Source organism: Comamonas sp. FG99, assembly GCF_057808605.1.
Genome location: NZ_JBMDII010000004.1, coordinates 94,507 through 111,117, shown reverse-complemented (window position 1 = coordinate 111,117; position 16,611 = coordinate 94,507). Strand labels below are relative to the sequence as shown.

Annotated in this window: 8 protein-coding genes; 4 read left to right on the top strand and 4 right to left on the bottom strand. The window is 66.8% G+C overall.

Annotated elements, in window-relative coordinates; translation table 11 throughout:
- The first annotated feature begins 12 nt into the window (after nucleotides 1–12).
- From trbF to ACODRX_RS04215, 4 genes are read left to right on the top strand one after another with little or no spacing between them, the layout of a single operon-like run.
- Nucleotides 13–717 (top strand): conjugal transfer protein TrbF, encoded by a 705-nt coding sequence (gene trbF, locus ACODRX_RS04230; RefSeq protein WP_123787511.1) that lies wholly within the window; start codon nucleotides 13–15, stop codon nucleotides 715–717.
- Nucleotides 714–1,706 carry a P-type conjugative transfer protein TrbG gene (trbG, locus tag ACODRX_RS04225; RefSeq protein WP_123787512.1) on the top strand — a complete coding sequence of 331 codons (993 nt, stop codon included), beginning with the start codon at nucleotides 714–716 and terminating at the stop codon, nucleotides 1,704–1,706. The genes trbF and trbG overlap by 4 nt, the downstream gene beginning before the upstream one ends.
- Nucleotides 1,707–1,708: 2 nt before the next feature.
- On the top strand, nucleotides 1,709–2,995 hold the full coding sequence (locus tag ACODRX_RS04220; RefSeq protein WP_123787513.1) for a TraB/TrbI/VirB10 family type IV secretion system protein: 1,287 nt from the start codon (nucleotides 1,709–1,711) through the stop codon (nucleotides 2,993–2,995).
- On the top strand, nucleotides 2,992–3,234 hold the full coding sequence (locus tag ACODRX_RS04215) for a DUF2274 domain-containing protein (RefSeq protein ID WP_123787514.1): 243 nt from the start codon (nucleotides 2,992–2,994) through the stop codon (nucleotides 3,232–3,234). Before ACODRX_RS04220 ends, ACODRX_RS04215 begins: the two co-directional genes overlap by 4 nt.
- Before the next feature lie 366 nt (nucleotides 3,235–3,600).
- Here the strand turns inward: ACODRX_RS04215 and ACODRX_RS04210 are convergent, their stop codons facing one another.
- The 4 genes from ACODRX_RS04210 to ACODRX_RS04195 form a co-directional block, all read right to left on the bottom strand.
- Nucleotides 3,601–4,698: a S1 family peptidase gene (locus ACODRX_RS04210; protein ID WP_252978784.1), complete on the bottom strand. Its 1,098-nt coding sequence runs from the start codon at nucleotides 4,696–4,698 to the stop codon at nucleotides 3,601–3,603.
- Nucleotides 4,699–4,712: 14 nt separating this feature from the next.
- Nucleotides 4,713–4,925 carry a transcription antiterminator/RNA stability regulator CspE gene (gene cspE / locus ACODRX_RS04205; protein WP_123787515.1) on the bottom strand — a complete coding sequence of 71 codons (213 nt, stop codon included), beginning with the start codon at nucleotides 4,923–4,925 and terminating at the stop codon, nucleotides 4,713–4,715.
- A 196-nt stretch (nucleotides 4,926–5,121) separates the two neighbouring features.
- The gene (nhaA, locus tag ACODRX_RS04200; RefSeq protein ID WP_123787516.1) at nucleotides 5,122–6,471 is read right to left on the bottom strand and encodes a Na+/H+ antiporter NhaA; all 1,350 of its coding nucleotides are present in this window, start codon (nucleotides 6,469–6,471) and stop codon (nucleotides 5,122–5,124) included.
- 34 nt (nucleotides 6,472–6,505) lie between these two features.
- The gene (locus ACODRX_RS04195; RefSeq protein WP_343499475.1) at nucleotides 6,506–15,076 is read right to left on the bottom strand and encodes a glycoside hydrolase family 94 protein; all 8,571 of its coding nucleotides are present in this window, start codon (nucleotides 15,074–15,076) and stop codon (nucleotides 6,506–6,508) included.
- Nucleotides 15,077–16,611: the final 1,535 nt, after the last annotated feature.

Genomic DNA, 16,611 nt, shown 5'->3' with positions numbered 1-16,611 from the left:
GGAGAACTGACCATGCGATTCAAGAAACCGCAGGTGCGCTACGCCGACACGCCGCAGCCTGCCACGCCGTACCAAGCTGCCGGCCAGGTGTGGGACGAGCGCATCGGCTCGCCGCGCGTCCAGGCGAAGAACTGGCGCCTGATGGCCTTCGGCTGCCTGACGCTTGCGCTGCTGATGGCCGGCGGCTTGGTGTGGCGCTCGGCGCAATCCATCGTGACGCCCTACGTCGTGGAGGTGGACAACGCGGGCCAGGTACGCGCCGTGGGCGAAGCCGCCACGCCATACCGGCCCAACGATGCGCAGACCGCGCACCACATCGCGCGCTTCGTGACGCTGGTGCGCTCGCTGTCCATCGACCCCATCGTCGTCCGCCAGAACTGGCTCGACGCCTACGACTACACGACCGACAAGGGCGCGGCCGTGCTCAACGACTACGCGCGGGTCAACGACCCGTTCGCGCGCATCGGCAAGGAGTCGGTGACGGCGCAGATCACCAGCGTCGTGCGCGCCAGCGACACGTCTTTCAACGTGCGCTGGACGGAACGCCGCTACGTCAACGGCGCCGCGGCGGGCTTGGAGCGGTGGACGGCCGTGGTGTCCATCGTGCTCCAGCCGCCGCGCACCGAAGAACGCCTGCGCCAGAACCCCCTGGGCATCTACGTCAACGGCCTGTCATGGAGCCGCGAACTGGACTCTTCCGAAGGAGCCAAGCCATGAATGATCTTTTCCGTAAATCCGCCTTGCCGGTGATCTTGCTTGCCCTGGCGGGCTGCGCCACGCAGGGCAAGCCACCGCCGACCATCTCGCTCGATGAGCCGGTACAGGCCCGGCCGCTACCCGAGCCACCCGCGCCGGTGGAGGTGGTGGCGGTGCCCGAGGTACTGCCGATGCCGGCGCAGTTGAAGCCATTGCCCGAAGCCGAGGACGCCAAGCCCACGCCGGAGCCAGCCGACGAGAAGGTGCGCGTCTCACGGGCCAATGCCGAGGCGCGCGTCGCACCCACGCGCGAGGGATACGTCAACGCGATTCAGGTGTGGCCGTTCACCGATGGCGCGCTCTACCAAGTCTATGCAGCCGTGGGCCGCGTGACCGTGGTTTCGCTACAGCCGGGCGAGGAGCTGGTGACGGTGGCCGCTGGTGATACCGTGCGCTGGATCGTTGGCGATACGTCGAGCGGCAGCGGTGCTGACCTGCGCGTCAATGTGCTGGTCAAGCCGATCCGCTCGGGCCTCAAGACCAATCTCGTCATCACCACCAACCGCAGGACGTACCTGCTGGAGTTGGCTTCGACGGAAAAGACGTGGATGGCGTCGGCTTCTTGGGAGTATCCGCGTGACCGGATGCTGGCCTTGCAGCGCCAGGCGCAGGCGGCCAGCGCCGCCGCGCCGGTGGACTCCGGCTTGTCGCTGGAAAACCTGCGCTTCCGCTACGCGGTCAGCGGTAGCAACCCGCCGTGGAAGCCGCTGCGCGCCTTCGACGACGGGCAGAAGGTCTATATCCAGTTCCCCGCCGGCATCGCGCAAGGCGAGCTGCCGCCGCTGTTCGTAATCGGGCCGGAAGGCGACGGGCAACTGGTCAACTACCGCTTCCGCTCGCCGTACTACATCGTGGATCGGCTGTTCGGTGCCGCCGAACTGCGCCTGGGCGGCGACAAGGGCGACGTGGTGCGAATTGAGCGCACGGACGGCGTTGCGCGGAGGAACTGACCATGAGCCAGGACGACACCCCCGACCTCGCCACGCCGCAGGCAGGCAAGGTCGCGCCGGAAGCGGTGGCGCTGCGCGCCCAGCCGCGCCCGGTCACTCGCTTGAACCGGCGCACGCTGGCCATCCTCGTCGGCGGCCTGTCGGTCGCCGTCCTTGGGGCCACGATCTGGTCGCTGCAACCGCAGCGGCGCGGTACGGGCGAGCAAACCGAGCTTTACAACGTGGATCGCGTCTCGAAGTCCGAAGGGCTGGATGCGCTACCGACGGACTACTCGAAGCTGCCGCCAGCCTTGCCGCCCGATGTGCCCGAGCTGGGGCCGCCGTTGCCCGGCGACCTTGGCCCGGCCATCGTCGCTTCGCAGCAGCCGGTGACGCCGGGCTATTCGCCGCCAGGCCATGATCCCGAAGATGCCTTGCGCAAGGAGGCGGACGCGGCGGCGGCCTCGTCGGTGTTCTTCCGCTCGGGCGGCCAGAGCCAAGCCGCCGCCACGGTCGCGCAAGCTGCGCCGGGTGCGCCTGGTGTTGCAAACACACTTGCGGCCTTCGATCCTCTCGCTGCCGGGCCTGCCTCGACGGCGGCCCAGCCCGCCGACCCGACGACCGTGCAGAACCGGCAAGACCAGAAAGAGGCGTTCCTGAAAGCCGGTTCTACGGAAACCCGCAATTCCGGCAATCTGGCGCTGCCCGCGTCGCCTTATCAGGTGATGGCCGGAACGGTGATCGCCGGCGCGCTGGTGACAGGCATCAAGTCGGACTTGCCGGGCGACGTGATCGGCACTGTGACGGAGCCGGTCTATGACACGGCCACCGGCAAGTTCCTGCTGATCCCGCAGGGGTCGCGCATCCTAGGGCGCTACAACAGCCAGGTCAGCTACGGGCAGAGCCGCGTGCAAGTGGTATGGAACCGGATCATCCTGCCCGACACGTCCTCGCTGACGCTCGACAACCTAGTGGGCACCGACCCGGCCGGCTACGCGGGCTTGGAGGACGACGTGGACTGGCACTGGAACCGCATCTTTGCCGGTGCGGTGCTGACGACGCTGCTGGGTGTCGGCGCCGAGCTGGCCGCGCCGGAGAACCGCCAGGACGGCAACCGCATCGTCATCGCCGGGCGTGACAGCGCCCAGGACAGCATCAATCAGGTTGGCCAAGAGATCACCCGGCGCAATATGAACATCCAGCCGACGCTGACCACGCGGCCCGGCCTGCCGGTGCGGATCATCGTCAACCGGGATCTGGTGCTGCGGCCCTACCAGCCCCTGTTCTTCAATCGGGGAGCTTCGCAATGAACGCGACCAAGAAACTGCGGCTTGGGCCGCTGCCCAAGACCGAGAACGTCAAGCTTACCTTCGCGTGCCCGGCCGGCCTGAAAGCCGACCTCGACCGCTACGCCGCGCTGCACGCGCAGGTGTATGGCGAGGCGGTCGATGCAGAGAAGTTGATCCCGCACATGCTGGAGGCGTTCATGGCGGGGGATCGTGGTTTCAAGAGGGGAGGGCAGGCAACGCCGAAGCCACCGGCGAAGTGAGGCTTGGAGGAAGACCGCTGTGCTTGTCTGCGCTATCCTAGAGGGTGATTGACGATGGAGTTGCCAGAGTCGTCGCCCCTCAAATCCCTCCATCTTCCGCACCAGACAAAGCTCTTGTCGGATGACGGTAAAAGCGACGGTAATGGCCCATGTCGATCATCGCAAATCCCTTTAACCACGCGGGCTTGCGTGGCCTGTTGATGATCGAGTGGGCCCGGAGGGCTACAGAGTAGCAGGGCGAGCTTTGTCGTGGTTTAGCTAGGCATTCCAGTTCGCTCGCGCATAGCCCCAACTGCTGTTCAGCAGAAGCTGAACGCACAGTGCGCGTGCGTGATGGCCTGGGCCCTCATTTCAGGTGACGAATCGCTACTTGGTTTGGGTCAGCACCATCAGAACATCTGCGTACCAAGCGCAATTGAGTCCAAGCGACTCATCTTTGATCAGGTCGCGGGTGAGCATGTCCATGCGCGTGGAATGCACGCCGAGCAACTGCCAAGTCGGCAGAGAGGACCTGCGTCCTTGGTTTGTGCTCCTGCGTCGAACGACAGGCGCACCGCTGCTGCCACGGTGTGTGCGGGCATCGGTCAGGAAGTAGCCCTGTTGCTGGAAGCGCACGCCGTACGCCGAGGCGATTGATGCGCTGCGGGCCACTGCGAGGTGATGGACCGTGTCGTGAAATCCCAGCGGAAAGCCAACGACCATCAGATTGTCTCCAATGGCCACGTCCTCGTCTTGAGGGTCAAGGTGCGACTTGTCGAAGGCATGCAGCACCGCGCCTTCTGGTAAGCGACTGGTCTGAATCTCGATGGTGGCGATATCCACAGCGCCACCCGTGTCGGCGGCCTGTCGCCACAGCGCGAGGCCGTTCTCATAGAGCGGTATGGAGAAGGTCGCGTACTGGGTCAGGTTGCTTGCATCGGTATGCAACTCGATTTCGACGCGGTCGGGAAAGTGCTCGCTTGGTTCATCGGACAAGACATGCCGGTTCGTCACAAGGAACAGTCGATCATCACGGCGGAAGAAAAAACCGCTTGCACCCGTTAACAGTCGCGCTCCGACGTAGGTGCGGATGTGTGTGGTGGTCAGCAGAATGGCCTCGACGGCCTGCCGTGGATGGATGTTTTCCTGGGGTGTCTCGGTCCCAGCAAGCACCGCGCGCGTTCTGGCAATGTCCCGTTCAAAAGCGGCCAGTACATGGTCTGAAATGGGGGTGTTCAGAATGACCGTTCGAGCTGCTTCGGCATGTGCTTCAAACGAACGCACCAGGATGTCGTGGGTAGTGGGCGGCAGTGCTTCTAGCAGAGAAGGAAGCAGTGCGTCCAATGCGATCAGGCTTCCTTTGAGTTCGCAGATGCGCTCGGTGGCCTCCTGCAGATTCTTCATGGCAACGATGCCTTCCAGAAATGACAAAACGCGGATGAACCGCGCTTGGGAGGAGTGTGTGGAGAAGTCTGGCTGGGCCATTACGCCCAATGCCTTCAGCTCACGGCACGAATGTTGGAGGCTTGGGGGCCCTTGGCGCCCTGGGTGACTTCGAACTGCACGTGCTGGTTCTCAGTCAGGGTCTTGAAGCCGCCGGCCTGGATTTCACGGAAGTGAGCAAAAAGGTCCTTGCTTCCGTTGTCGGGGGCGATGAAGCCAAAGCCCTTGTCTTCGTTGAACCATTTCACGGTTCCGGTTTGTGTCATCATATCGAATTCCTTTCGAGGTTGCCGGGACGCAAAAACGCATCCGGCGAAGAGACGCCAAGAAAATCATCAAGGGAGATTCGACACAGCCGCGGGAGAAGCCCGGGAGAGGCGGAAAAAGACCGATGCAATGATGGCCTTGCACATCTCAACGAACCCATAGTACGCGCATTGCGTCCTGCGTGCCGGTTTTCCTGACTTATATTTTCCTTGGCTCGTCAAGCGCCTGTGCTCGTGACATCCACATCAGCAGCGCCAAGCCCACGGCCGCCGAGAACAGCGAGGCCAGGAAGATGCCGATCTTCGCGCTTTCCATCACCGGGCCGACCAAGGCCAGATTGGCAATGAATAGCGCCATCGTGAAACCGATACCGGCCAGGAAGCTGCCGCCCGCGATGCTGCCCCAGTTCAGATCCGGAGGGCGGATCGCAAGGCCGAAGCGCAGAGCCAGCCAACTGAAAAGAAGAATGCCTGCTGGCTTGCCGACAGCGAAGCCCAGGAACACCGCCGCTGCAACCGGCTGGGTGGCACTGGCCCACGAGAGTGCCAAGCCTGCATTGGCGAGGGCGAAGATCGGCATGATGCAGAAGCTGACCCACGGGTGCAGCGCCATCTCCAGGCGCTCGACCGGCGAGAGCGACTCGCGCGCGGCAATCTCCGCCACCTGCAGCGTTCTTCGATCACTTGTGTGGGCGCTGCCCTGATTGCCTGCAGGATGGGCGATGACTTGCCCCAGGATCGCGTAGAGCCGGCTGTCGCTTACCCAACGCCTCGCAGGTGTCATCAGCCCAAGGATCACACCGGTGACCGTGGCGTGGAGTCCGGACGCGTCGATGGCCAGCCAGGTGGCGCTGCCCACGAGGACATAGATGGGGATGCTCCGTATGCCGGCGGCAGCCAGTGCGCGCAGGATGCCGATGCACAACCCGGCCAGGGCGAGCATGCGCCAGTCCATGTGGTGGCTGTATCCGACAGCGACCACCAAGATGGCGCCGATGTCATCGACGATCGCCAGGAACAGCATGAACACCCGCAGGCTGTGCGGAATGCGCTTGCCGAGCAATGCCAGGCAGGCAATGACGAATGCGGTGTCGGTGGCCATCACAATCCCCCAGCCATGCTGGCCGGGTTGCGCCCACTGCAGTGCTAGGTAGACGGCGGCGGGCGCGACCATGCCGCCCAATGCCGCAGCGATGGACAAGGCTGCCATGCGCGGGTTGCGCATTTCACCCAGGACGGCTTCGCGCTTGAGTTCGAGCGCTACTAGGAAGAAAAACAGTGTCATTAGCCCGTCGTTGATCCAGCCTTTGAGCGAACGACCGAATTCGAATTCTCCGAGCCGCAGTTCGACCCGCGTTTCCCAGATGCCGAAGAAAGCATCTGCCCATGGAGAATTGGACAGGAGGAGGGCGGCGATGGTGAACACCAGCAGGACGGCACCACCTGCCGCCTCGATGTGCAGAAATCGGACAAAGGGCGGGGCGATCCGGTCGATTAAGGCCCGAGGGAGCTGGACGGGTGCGGTGGAGTCGGGTCGTGGGTCATTCATGGTTTTGCCGCATGGCATTGGGGTGAGCTTGCCTTCACAACGTGACCACCAGCCGATGCTCGCCCGGTGTGAGCGGCACGCGCAAGGCACCGCCGTCGCTGGTCAGCGTCATGCCGTCCAGGACCGCCGACGAGATCCCGGCGCAGCGCATCCCGGGCGATTCGATCTGGATGGCGTAGCGCGCCGCGCCGAGGATGATCTCGGCCTCGAATCCGGGCCATTCGGCAGGGATGCATGGATCAATGACGAGTACCTCGCCTTCGCGGCGAATGCCCAGGATCCCTTCCACACCTGCGCGGTGCATCCACCCGGCGGCGCCGGTGTACCAGGTCCAGCCGCCCCGGCCTTCGTGCGGCGGCACCGAATACACGTCGGCCGCCACCACGTAGGGCTCCACTCGGTAGCGCGCGGCCTCCTGTGGGGTGCGCGCATGGTTGATGGGGTTGACCAGCGCGAACAGCGCATGGGCGTGCGCGCCCGCCTGCGGGTCGGTGCGCAACTGCGTGAGCGCCAGGATGGCCCACATGGCCGCGTGGCTGTACTGGCCGCCGTTTTCGCGCAGGCCCGGCGGGTAGCCCTTGATGTAGCCGGGGTCGCGCGGGGTGTGTGCGAAGGGCGGGGCGAAGAGCAGCGCCAGCCTGGGTTCTGGCATCAGCAAGTGCGTGCGCAGAGAATCCATCGCTGCATGCGCGCGGCCCGGGTCGGCGGCGCCGGACAGCACGGCCCAGGATTGGGCGATCGAATCGATGCGGCATTCCTCGTTGTCACGGGTACCCAGCCAAGTGCCGTCGTCGAAGGTGGCGCGCCGGTACCAGGCGCCGTCCCAGGCCTCGCGCTCCAGCGCGGCGGTCACAGACTGGGCATGGGCGCGCCAGCGCGCGGCCCGGGCTGGGTCGCGCGTTTCGGCCAGCGGGCCGAAGAGGGCCAGCGTGCGCACCAGCAACCAGCCCAGCCACACGCTCTGGCCCCGGCCTTCCTGGCCCATGCGGTTCATGCCGTCGTTCCAGTCTCCGGTTCCCATCAGCGGCAGGCCGAGTTCGCCGGTGAGCGCGATGCTCTGGTCCAGCGCGCGTGCGCAGTGCTCGAACAGGGTCGCCGAGGTGCCGGCGGGCATCGGCTGGAAGAATGCGTCATGTTCGCCCGCCTGCAGGGCGGGCCCTTCCAGGAAGGCGATGGGTTCGTCGAGCATCGCCGCATCGCCCGAGACGGCCACGTAGCTGGCCGCGGCGAAGGCCAACCAGACGCGGTCGTCCGAGATGCGTGTGCGCACGCCCTGGCCCGAGTGCGGCAGCCACCAGTGCTGCACGTCGCCCTCGACGAACTGGCGGCCCGCGGCGCGCAGCAGGTGTCGGCGCGTCTCTTCGGGCCGCGCGAATGTGAGCGCCATGCCGTCCTGCAACTGGTCGCGAAAGCCGTAGGCGCCGCTGGCCTGGTAGAAGGCCGAGCGGGCCCAGATGCGGCAGGCCAGCGTCTGGTAGAGCAGCCAGCCGTTGAGCAGGATGTCCATTGCGCGGTCGGGCGTGCGCACTTGTACGGCGCCGAGCAGGTCGTCCCAATGATCCTGCACCCGCTGCAGTTCGATGTCCAGGTCAGCCTCGCGCCAGCGCCCGGCCAGTGCCAGACTCTCCTGTGCGCTGCCGCACTGCCCGAGCAGGGCAACCATGTCCACCGACTCGCCGGGGCGCAGAACCAGGCTGCATTGCTGCGCGGCGCAAGGGTCCAGGCCCGCGCCCACCGCGCCGGACAAGAGCGTCCGGCTTCGCAATGCAGCGGGCGCGGCCAAGCTGCCGTGGCGGCCGAGGAACTCCGTGCGGTCGGCGGTCCAGGCGCTCTGCCGGCCCGCGAGGTCGGCGAAGGCGACGCGGCCCGGGAATGCGGTGCTCCAGGGGTTGCGCGCCAACAGAACGCCGCTGGCTGCGTCGACTTCGGTCAGGACGAAGGGCGCGCAGGCGGCACGCGAGGTGCCCAGAACCCATTCCGAATAGGCCGTGACCGACAGGCGCCGAGTCTGCGTGCTGCGGTTGCGCACAGTGAGGCGCGACACCTTGACCGGGTCATCCAGCGGCACGAACTGCAGCAGTTCCAGCGCGATGCCGTGCGCCTCGTGCGTGAAGCGGCTGTAGCCATGGCCGTGGCGCGCTACGTAGGTGCCGCCGTCGCGGATCGGCTGCGCGGTGGGGCTCCAGAGCTGTCCGCTCGCCTCGTCGCGTACGAAGAAGGCTTCGCCGGTCGGATCGGTCACCGGATCGTTGGACCATGGGGTGAGTTGGTTCTCACGGCTGTTGCCGGCCCAGGTGCTGGCGCTGCCATCAACCGAGACCTGGAAGCCGAAGCCCGGGTTGGCGATGACGTTGATCCAGGGTGCGGGTGTGGTCTGGCCATCGGCGAGGACGGTCACGTATTCGCGGCCTCCCTGGTCGAAACCGCCGAGTCCGTTGAAGAACTCCAGCCGCGCCGTGTCCATGCCCTGCGCCCGCCTGGGCAGCGCGGAGGAGGGCGGCTGCGCGGCCGCCTCGAGTGCAGGGCTTGCGGTGAGTGCTGCCTGGGGCAGGCGCGCGATTTGTCGAGCGATGTCGCCCCGACGCGCCAGCAGCACCACGCGGGCCGCTGACTGCAGCAGGGCGCGGGCCGACGTGTCCATCAAGTCTGCACGCAGCGTATGGACCACACCCCGGGCCATCGCTTCGCCGTCCAGTCGGGGGCGCGACTGGCTGCGGCGCACGGCGGTCTCGATGGCGGTCTGCAGATCCTGCACATAGGACGAGGCACGCTCGTTGACGATCACCAGGTCGACGCTCAGTCCCTTCATGCGCCAGTACTCGTGCGCGCGCAGCAGTTGGCGCACCTGGGCGATGTCTTCGATGTCGTCGATGCGCAGCAGCACGATCGGCAAGTCGCCCGAGACCGCGTGCCGCCACAGGCCCGACTGCGGGCCGGCGCCTCGTGTGATCGCTTCGGCCGGCGTGCGAAAGCGTGCGTCGGCATAGAGGATGGGCGCGGCCAGTCGCTGAAAATCCGCGGCTTCGTCGGCCTCGATGCCGATGTGCCGCAACTGCACCTGGGCCTGGGTCCAGGCCAGCGTGCGTGCGCGCTCGAAGGCACTGCGGTCGTGATGCTGGTCGACCAGGTCGAGCAGCGCCTCGCGCGTGGGAGCCACCAGCGTCCAGAAGGCCAGGCGCGCCATCCGGCCGGGGGCGATGCGCACGCGGTGCCGCACCGAAAAGACCGGGTCCAGCACCGTGCCGGCCGTGCCGGACAGCGCGGCGCCGTCCGCCATGGCCTGCGCCGTGGCGGCCGTGCGGCCCCGGCCCAGGAAGCGCGCCCGGTCGGATTCGTACTGCGCCGGGCCTATGGCGATGCCTTCGACGACCGCGAAATGCGCGGCCCAAACCGGTGGCTCGTCCGGCGTGCACGGGCGGCGGGTGGCGATCAGGGCGCCGAACTCGGGCAGGTATTCGGTCTGCACGAACAGCTTGGCGAAGGCCGGATGGGCATCGTCGGCTGCGGCCGGCGCGAGCACCACCTCGGCGTAGGAGGTGAGCTCGACCTCGCGCGCCTTGCGGCCGGTATTGACGACCGTCACGCGTCGCACCTCGCCGTCGGCTTCGGCCGACACCAACACCTCCATCGTGGTCGTCAAGCTGCCGTCGTGCCGCGTGAAGGTGGCGTGGTCCTCGGCGAAGACCACCTCGTGGCTGTCGGCCGTCACGCCCAGGGGCTGCGCCGCGGCGGACCAGACTCGGCCGCTGTCCGTGTCGCGTAGATAGACGTAGGCGCCCCAGTCGTCGCGGGTCGCATCCTCGCGCCAGCGGGTCACGGCCAGGTCGCGCCAGCGGCTGTAGCCGGTGCCCGCCGCGGTCAGCATGACAGCGTAGCGCCCGTTGGATAGCAGGTGCGTGGAAGGTGCCGCCGTAGCCGACGGGTCCATGCGCCGCACCGCGTGCAAGCCGCCATGCGGATCGGCTGCGCCCGAGGGTACCTCCTCGGCGCGTGCGTGCGCTACGGGGACGAGGCGCGGCGTGCGCTCCTGCAGCAGCAGTTCGCAGGCCTGGATCATCGGTTCGCGATGGAAGCGTTCGCGCATGCGCGCACCCTGCAGCGTGTTGGCAATGGCGACGAGGGTCATGCCCTGGTGGTGCGCCATGTAGTTGCGCAGGATGGCAACCTGCGACCCGTCGGGCAGGCGGGCACGCGTGAAGTCCAGCGCTTCGTAGAAACCGTGGTGCCCGAGCGCGCCGAGTTGTCGCAGGCGCTCGAAGTTGAGCTGCGCGAGCCCCGCATCGACCATGGTGGCCAGACCGGTAGCGTAGGGCGCGATCACCAGGTCCTCGGCCAGGCCGCGCTTGAGGCCCAGGCCTGGCACGCCAAAGTTGGAGTACTGGTATGTGAACTCCAGATCGCGGGCGTTGTAGGCCGATTCGGAGATACCCCATGGCACGCCCATCAGCCGGCCGTAGGCCACCTGGTGCTGCACGATCAGGCGGTTGGTCTGCTCCAGCAGGCTGCCGGCTGGCGCGCGCATCACCAGCGAGGGCATCAGGTACTCGAACATCGACCCGGACCAGGACACCAGGGCCGATCCGTGGCCCACGGGGATGGCGCTACGGCCCAGGCGAAACCAGTGGCGCGTGGGCACGTCGCCCTTGGCGATCGCGAACAGGCTGGCCAGCCGCGCTTCGGACGCCAGCAAGTCGTAGCAGTTGGCGTCGAGCACGTTCTCCACCGCAGCATAGCCGATGGACAGCAGCTTGCGCTCGGGGTCCAGCAGGAAGGCGAAGTCCATCCCAAGTGCCAGCGCGCGCGCCTGCCGCGCCAGTGCCTGCCAGCGGGCATCGAGAGGATGCGTCGCGGCGGCGAACGCGGTGGCGTCGCGTGTTTGCTGTTCGACCCGTTGGCGCAGCGTCTCGGTCCAGAACAGCAGATCGTCGCTTTCGGCCTGCGCCGTCGGGGTCAGCGCCCGCGCTTCTTCCACCGCCTTGTCGGTCAGGCGCTGGAGCACCGGGAGGAACAGGTCGGCAGGGCCCTGGAGCCCGGCGTCGATGTCGTCGAGGAGGGTCTGCAGCCGCTGGCCCTGCAGCCCTTGAGCCGCGGGTTTGGCGGATGCGGACTCGCGGGCCAGCGCGAGTGCATCGCTGGCGCCCTCCGTCCAGTCGGCCGGCAGCGGCGCACCCATCCATTCCTCGCAGGCGTTGGCCAGCGCGATCAGGTGGCCTGCCAGGTTGCCGCTGTCCACCGACGACACGTAGGCCGGTGCCAGCACCCGGGTCGTGCGCGTGTCGTACCAGTTGTAGAAATGGCCTCGGAACCGCTCCAGCGTCTGCAGGGTGGCGAAAGTCGCTTCCAGGCGTTCGCAGGTCTGCAGTGCTCCAGCCCAACCGAAGTCGCGGGCCGCCACCGCCGACAGCAGGTACAGGCCGACGTTGGTGGGGGAGGTACGGTGCGCGACCACCGGCTTCGGGTCTTCCTGGAAGTTGTCCGGCGGCAGCATGTGCTCGGCCGGCGTCACGAAGGTTTCGAAGAAGCGCCAGGTGCGCCGTGCCGTGCGCCGCAGGGCCAAGGCATCGGCGAGTTGGGGTGCGCCGGATGGCACGAGCGGCGGGCGGCGGCTGGCGCGCCAAGCCAGGGCTGGCGCCGCGAGCCAGAGCGCCAGCAGGAACAACGCCATGGGCCATGCCGCGGGCGAGAACACGCCAACGCTCACGGCCAGTGCCACGGCCAGCAGCACGCCGCCGGCCATCTGCGCATAGAAGCCCGCTACGCCGGGTCGCGGGCGAGCGGCGGACTGGGCCGCGGTCGTCCATTCCAGCAGGTGCCGATGGGTCGCGTACAGCCTGGTGAGCGTGCGCGTGATGGCGTCCAGCGCGCGCCAGGCCTGGTCCGGCAGCAGGGTCAGCGCCCAAGCCGCCTGCAGCGCGGCCATCCGAAGATCGCTGGCCAGCAGGCGCAGGTGGCTGCCCAGCCCGATGCCTGCGCGCGGCGGCCCCAGCCCCGCTAGGCTGGGCAAGAAGGCTGGCACGGCCAGCGCCAGCACCAGCAGCCCCATGGCCTGCAGTGACTGCGGCCAGGGCAGCCAGGCGCACAGCGCGAGGGCCAGCAGGCTCGTGGGCGCCAGCAGGGACCGCCGCAGGTTGTCGATCATCTTCCAGCGGCCCACCGGCGGCACGGCTGCGCCCGAGTGGCGCCGTCCTAGCACCCAGGGCAGGAGCTGCCAGTCGCCGCGCGTCCAGCGGTGTTGGCGCCGCGCGGCGACGTCGTAGCGGGCCGGGAATTCCTCGACCACCTCGACGTCCGACGCGAGCCCTGCGCGCGCGAACACGCCCTCGAACAGGTCGTGACTGAGCATTGTGTTCTCGGGGATGCGCCCGGCGAGCGCGGCCTCGAAGGCATCGACGTCGTAGATGCCCTTGCCGGTGTAGGAGCCTTCGCCGAACAGGTCCTGGTAGACGTCGGAGACGGCGGCCGCATAAAGGTCCATGCCGCCCGGGCCGGACGACAGGCGCTGGTAGAGCGAGCCTTCGCGGCCCAGCGGCAGCGCGGGCGTCACGCGCGGCTGCAGGATGGCGTAGCCGCCCGTCACGCGCTGTTCGACATCGCTCCAGCGCGCGCGGTTCAGGGGGTGGGCCATCTTGCCGATCAGTCTCAGCGCCGCGTCGCGCGGCAGCCGGGTGTCGGCGTCCAGCGTGATGACGTAGCGCACGCCGGCCAGGATGTCGGGTTGCTGGGCGTTGTCGGCAGCGCCGCCATCCAGCGGCATGAAGCTGGTGTCGGTGGCGCCACGCAGCAGCCGGTTGAGTTCATGGAGCTTGCCACGCTTGCGCTCCCAGCCCATCCAGCGGTTCTCGCTGGCGTTGAACCGGCGTCGCCGGTGCAGCAGGTAGAAGCGCTTGCCGCCCGGGGCCGGGCCATGCCGTTGGTTCAGTGCGGCGATGGTCTCCTGCGCGATGCCGATCAGGTGGGCGTCGCCGTCAAGCACTTCCGTGTCCGCGTCCAGACCGTCCGACAGTAGGGCAAAGGACAGGTCGCCACCTGCGCCGGCCAGATGGTGGACTTCAAGGCTCTCGATGTGGCTGAGCAGTTCTGCCTCGCTCGACAGCAGCGTGGGTACGACGACCAGTGTGCGCAGATTGGCAGGGACCCCATCGGCCAGCGCCAGGGCAGGGAGGCTCGTGGCGCCAGAGCGCGAGGCAACTGCGCGCTGGACCAGGGCCGTGGCCACCTCGGTGGCGGGCAGGAATGCGGCCAGCGCGAGCGCGGCCAGCAGCCCGCTGGGAACTGCTGCCGAGGCACCCGTGGCAAAGACGGCCCAGAACGCCAGGCCCAGCAACATCGCTGCCAGCACGAGGATGGCGGCCATGTAGCCGCCAAGCCCGAGGCGGACGTTGAAACGGTCGATGCGCACGGCCAGTGGCGGCCGGAATCCGATGGCCTGCTCCAATTTGCCACGCCCTTCGGCGATCAGGTAGTGGCCAGGATCCACGACCGTATCGGCGGTGCCGGCGTCCTGGACGCGAAGCGCCGGGCGTGCTTTCGCGGCCGCCAGCGCCAAGGCCTGCTCGACGATCGCGAGTTCGGACAGGAGCGAACCCCGGGCCAGTTGCTCAATGGCGGTGCGATAGCGGTTGCGCGTCGGAAAATCCATCTCCGCGAAAGCGCTGGCGGCCCGCAGTCGTGCATCCACCAAGCTGGTGCTCTCGAACAGGTCGGCCCAGTCGATGTCCGACATCAGCCGCATGCTGGTGATGACGTTGCGTACCGAGACGTTGGAGGCGCCCTGGCGCTGCTGTGCATGCAGGATGGCCTGGTCCGCATCCGTGCCCTGGCTGCGCAGCCGCTCGTCCAGCCATTGCAGGGCCGGCGTGGTGCGGGGATCTTGGTCGCGCAGGCGCTTGGCGAGCTGTGCGGCGAACAGTTCGGACACCGGGCCGCTCGCGCGCGTGGAAATGTCCTGGTCCAGTGCGGCATACGCGCCACCTGGCTCCAGCAGGTGGTCGGCGAGCCGTTGCGCGTCGGCGCGCGCGGCACGTCCGGCCGTGATCTGGTCGGCCAGCCGGCGCAGGTTCTCCACCAGCACAATGCGCAGGGTGATCGCCACGGCCCAGAGTTCGCTGATGTCCAGGGGCTGGACCTCCTGGTAGGCCGCAATGAAGCGGCGCAGGACGGCGGGGTCGAAGTGGCTGTCGGTATGGGCGACGAAGGCCCAGGCGAGCCCGAAGACACGTGGATAGCCCGCCAGTGGACCGTCGGCCAGCTTTGGCAACTGACGGTAGTAGCCGGGTGGCAGGTCGGTGCGGATCTCGCGTACCTGCGCCTCGACCACGTGGTAGTTGTCCAGCAGCCATTCGGCGGCCGGGACCACTCGGCGGCCCGCAGCGACTTCCGCAGCACCCGCACGGTAGGCCCGCAGCAGTTCGGTGGCGTTCCCGCGCAGCCGGCTATGCAGCGAAGGCACCCGGGGCGGGTTGGCGCTGACCTGCTGTGCCGCGGCGAGGCTGCGCGCGTGTTGCTCCAGGCGCTCGATGCCGAACAGTTCCTCGCGCACGGGTGCGGTGTCAGACCACGGCCCTTGGGCAGAGCGCTGAAAGGCGAAATGAAGAACGGAATGCATGGGCGCCTTTCAGGGCGCCACGGGCATGCGAGGCACCGCGATCAACCCGCCGAGAAGAAGATGGGCAAGATGGCCCTTGTGGAAGCGGCTGGGCGATGTGGCCCAGCACGCCTGTCAAGACTTCTTGGGAGTCCGCACCGGTGCCGCTACGGTCCTGGCCAGGACCGTGGGTGCCGGGACTGCCGGCACCGGTTTCTTCTTGGGCTTTTTCAGTTCCCGGTTACCGCGCTTTTGCTCTTTTGCCGCCATGAAGTGCTCCTGCTCTTGAGATTTCAGCCCGCTATTGCAAGCGAAGGGTGCGCAGCCGTTCGACAAGAAGCGACTGGCGAGTGCGTCAGGAAAGGAAGGGGATCTGCAAGACGCTGGCGTCAATCAGCGGGAAGCGGAGGGGCCCGCCCATTCGGTAACAACTACATATGGTGGCATGCGGCTGCATTTCAAGGCTCATTCCTCGCTTGAGCCTCCCTCCACGCTTTGCCCATCCCTCGGCCCTGAGCTGCGTGGATTGCCTCCGGGCTGGGGAGGTTGTACCGGTCTTGCTGCGTCCATCGGATGTGCCATACGCAGGCCGGAATAGCTTGCACTGCATTGAGTGCCGGCGGCTGGCCGGCAAAGCTGAGCAGTGCGCTTGCAGGTCGTAGGTACACAGGCTGAACTCTACGTACGTGCCACTACGAAAAAGCCCGCATGAAGCGGGCTTTAAGAATTTGGCCGTGGACTCTTACGCGACCCACGTTTACGGCAATTCACATGCAGGACTGATCTTCTACTTTTTTCGTCGCGAACAATCGTGCGACGCGCCGGTTGGATGCGGCTTGCTTGGCCAGGCACCAGCGAGTTGTATGCCTGCTGGGTTAATTCATAGTAGCACATTGCTGCCGAAAGGTGTTTTGGGATTGAGCGCGCGCTCCTGCACCCGCTATCTCTTCCAGTATCTGCCATGTCATCGACATGGCCTCTTCTGGCATTGCCGAGCCAACTGGGATCGATGCGGCAGGCTGCGCACAAGGCGCAGCGGCTAACCCAGTCGGCGCTGGCCGGCCGACTAGGCCTGCGCTAGGCGTGGCTTCTTGCTCGTACCAGCGGCCATTGCCGAATTGCCACAGGACTTCTCACCGCGTGTCCGCGATGCCATCCTGGGCGGGCTTGAGCAGGCGGCCAGAACACTCGGTGGGATGCCGCCGTAGGCAGGCGAAGAGCAGGGCGTTCCAGGGCAAGTTCGAGCGCGCTAAGATGCAACCTGATCGACGATAAGGCCGAAAGTGTCGACGCCGCGCAAATCGCTCCATAACCCGCGCCAGCCTTAAGCGAGCTTTTTTGACGGTAAATGCCGACGGTAAAACTTACGACGATCATCGAAAATCCCTTTAACCACGCGGGCTTGCGAGACCTGTTGATGATGGAGTGGGAGTGAATTTAGGCCCTTCAAGGACTATCGCTAGCTATCGATAAATCTGTCGTAACGTATTGATTTATAAAAAAGTGCGTCGCGGCAGCTATCGGTGGCCAGGGGCCAGAAGTCGGCACCGTCCGAG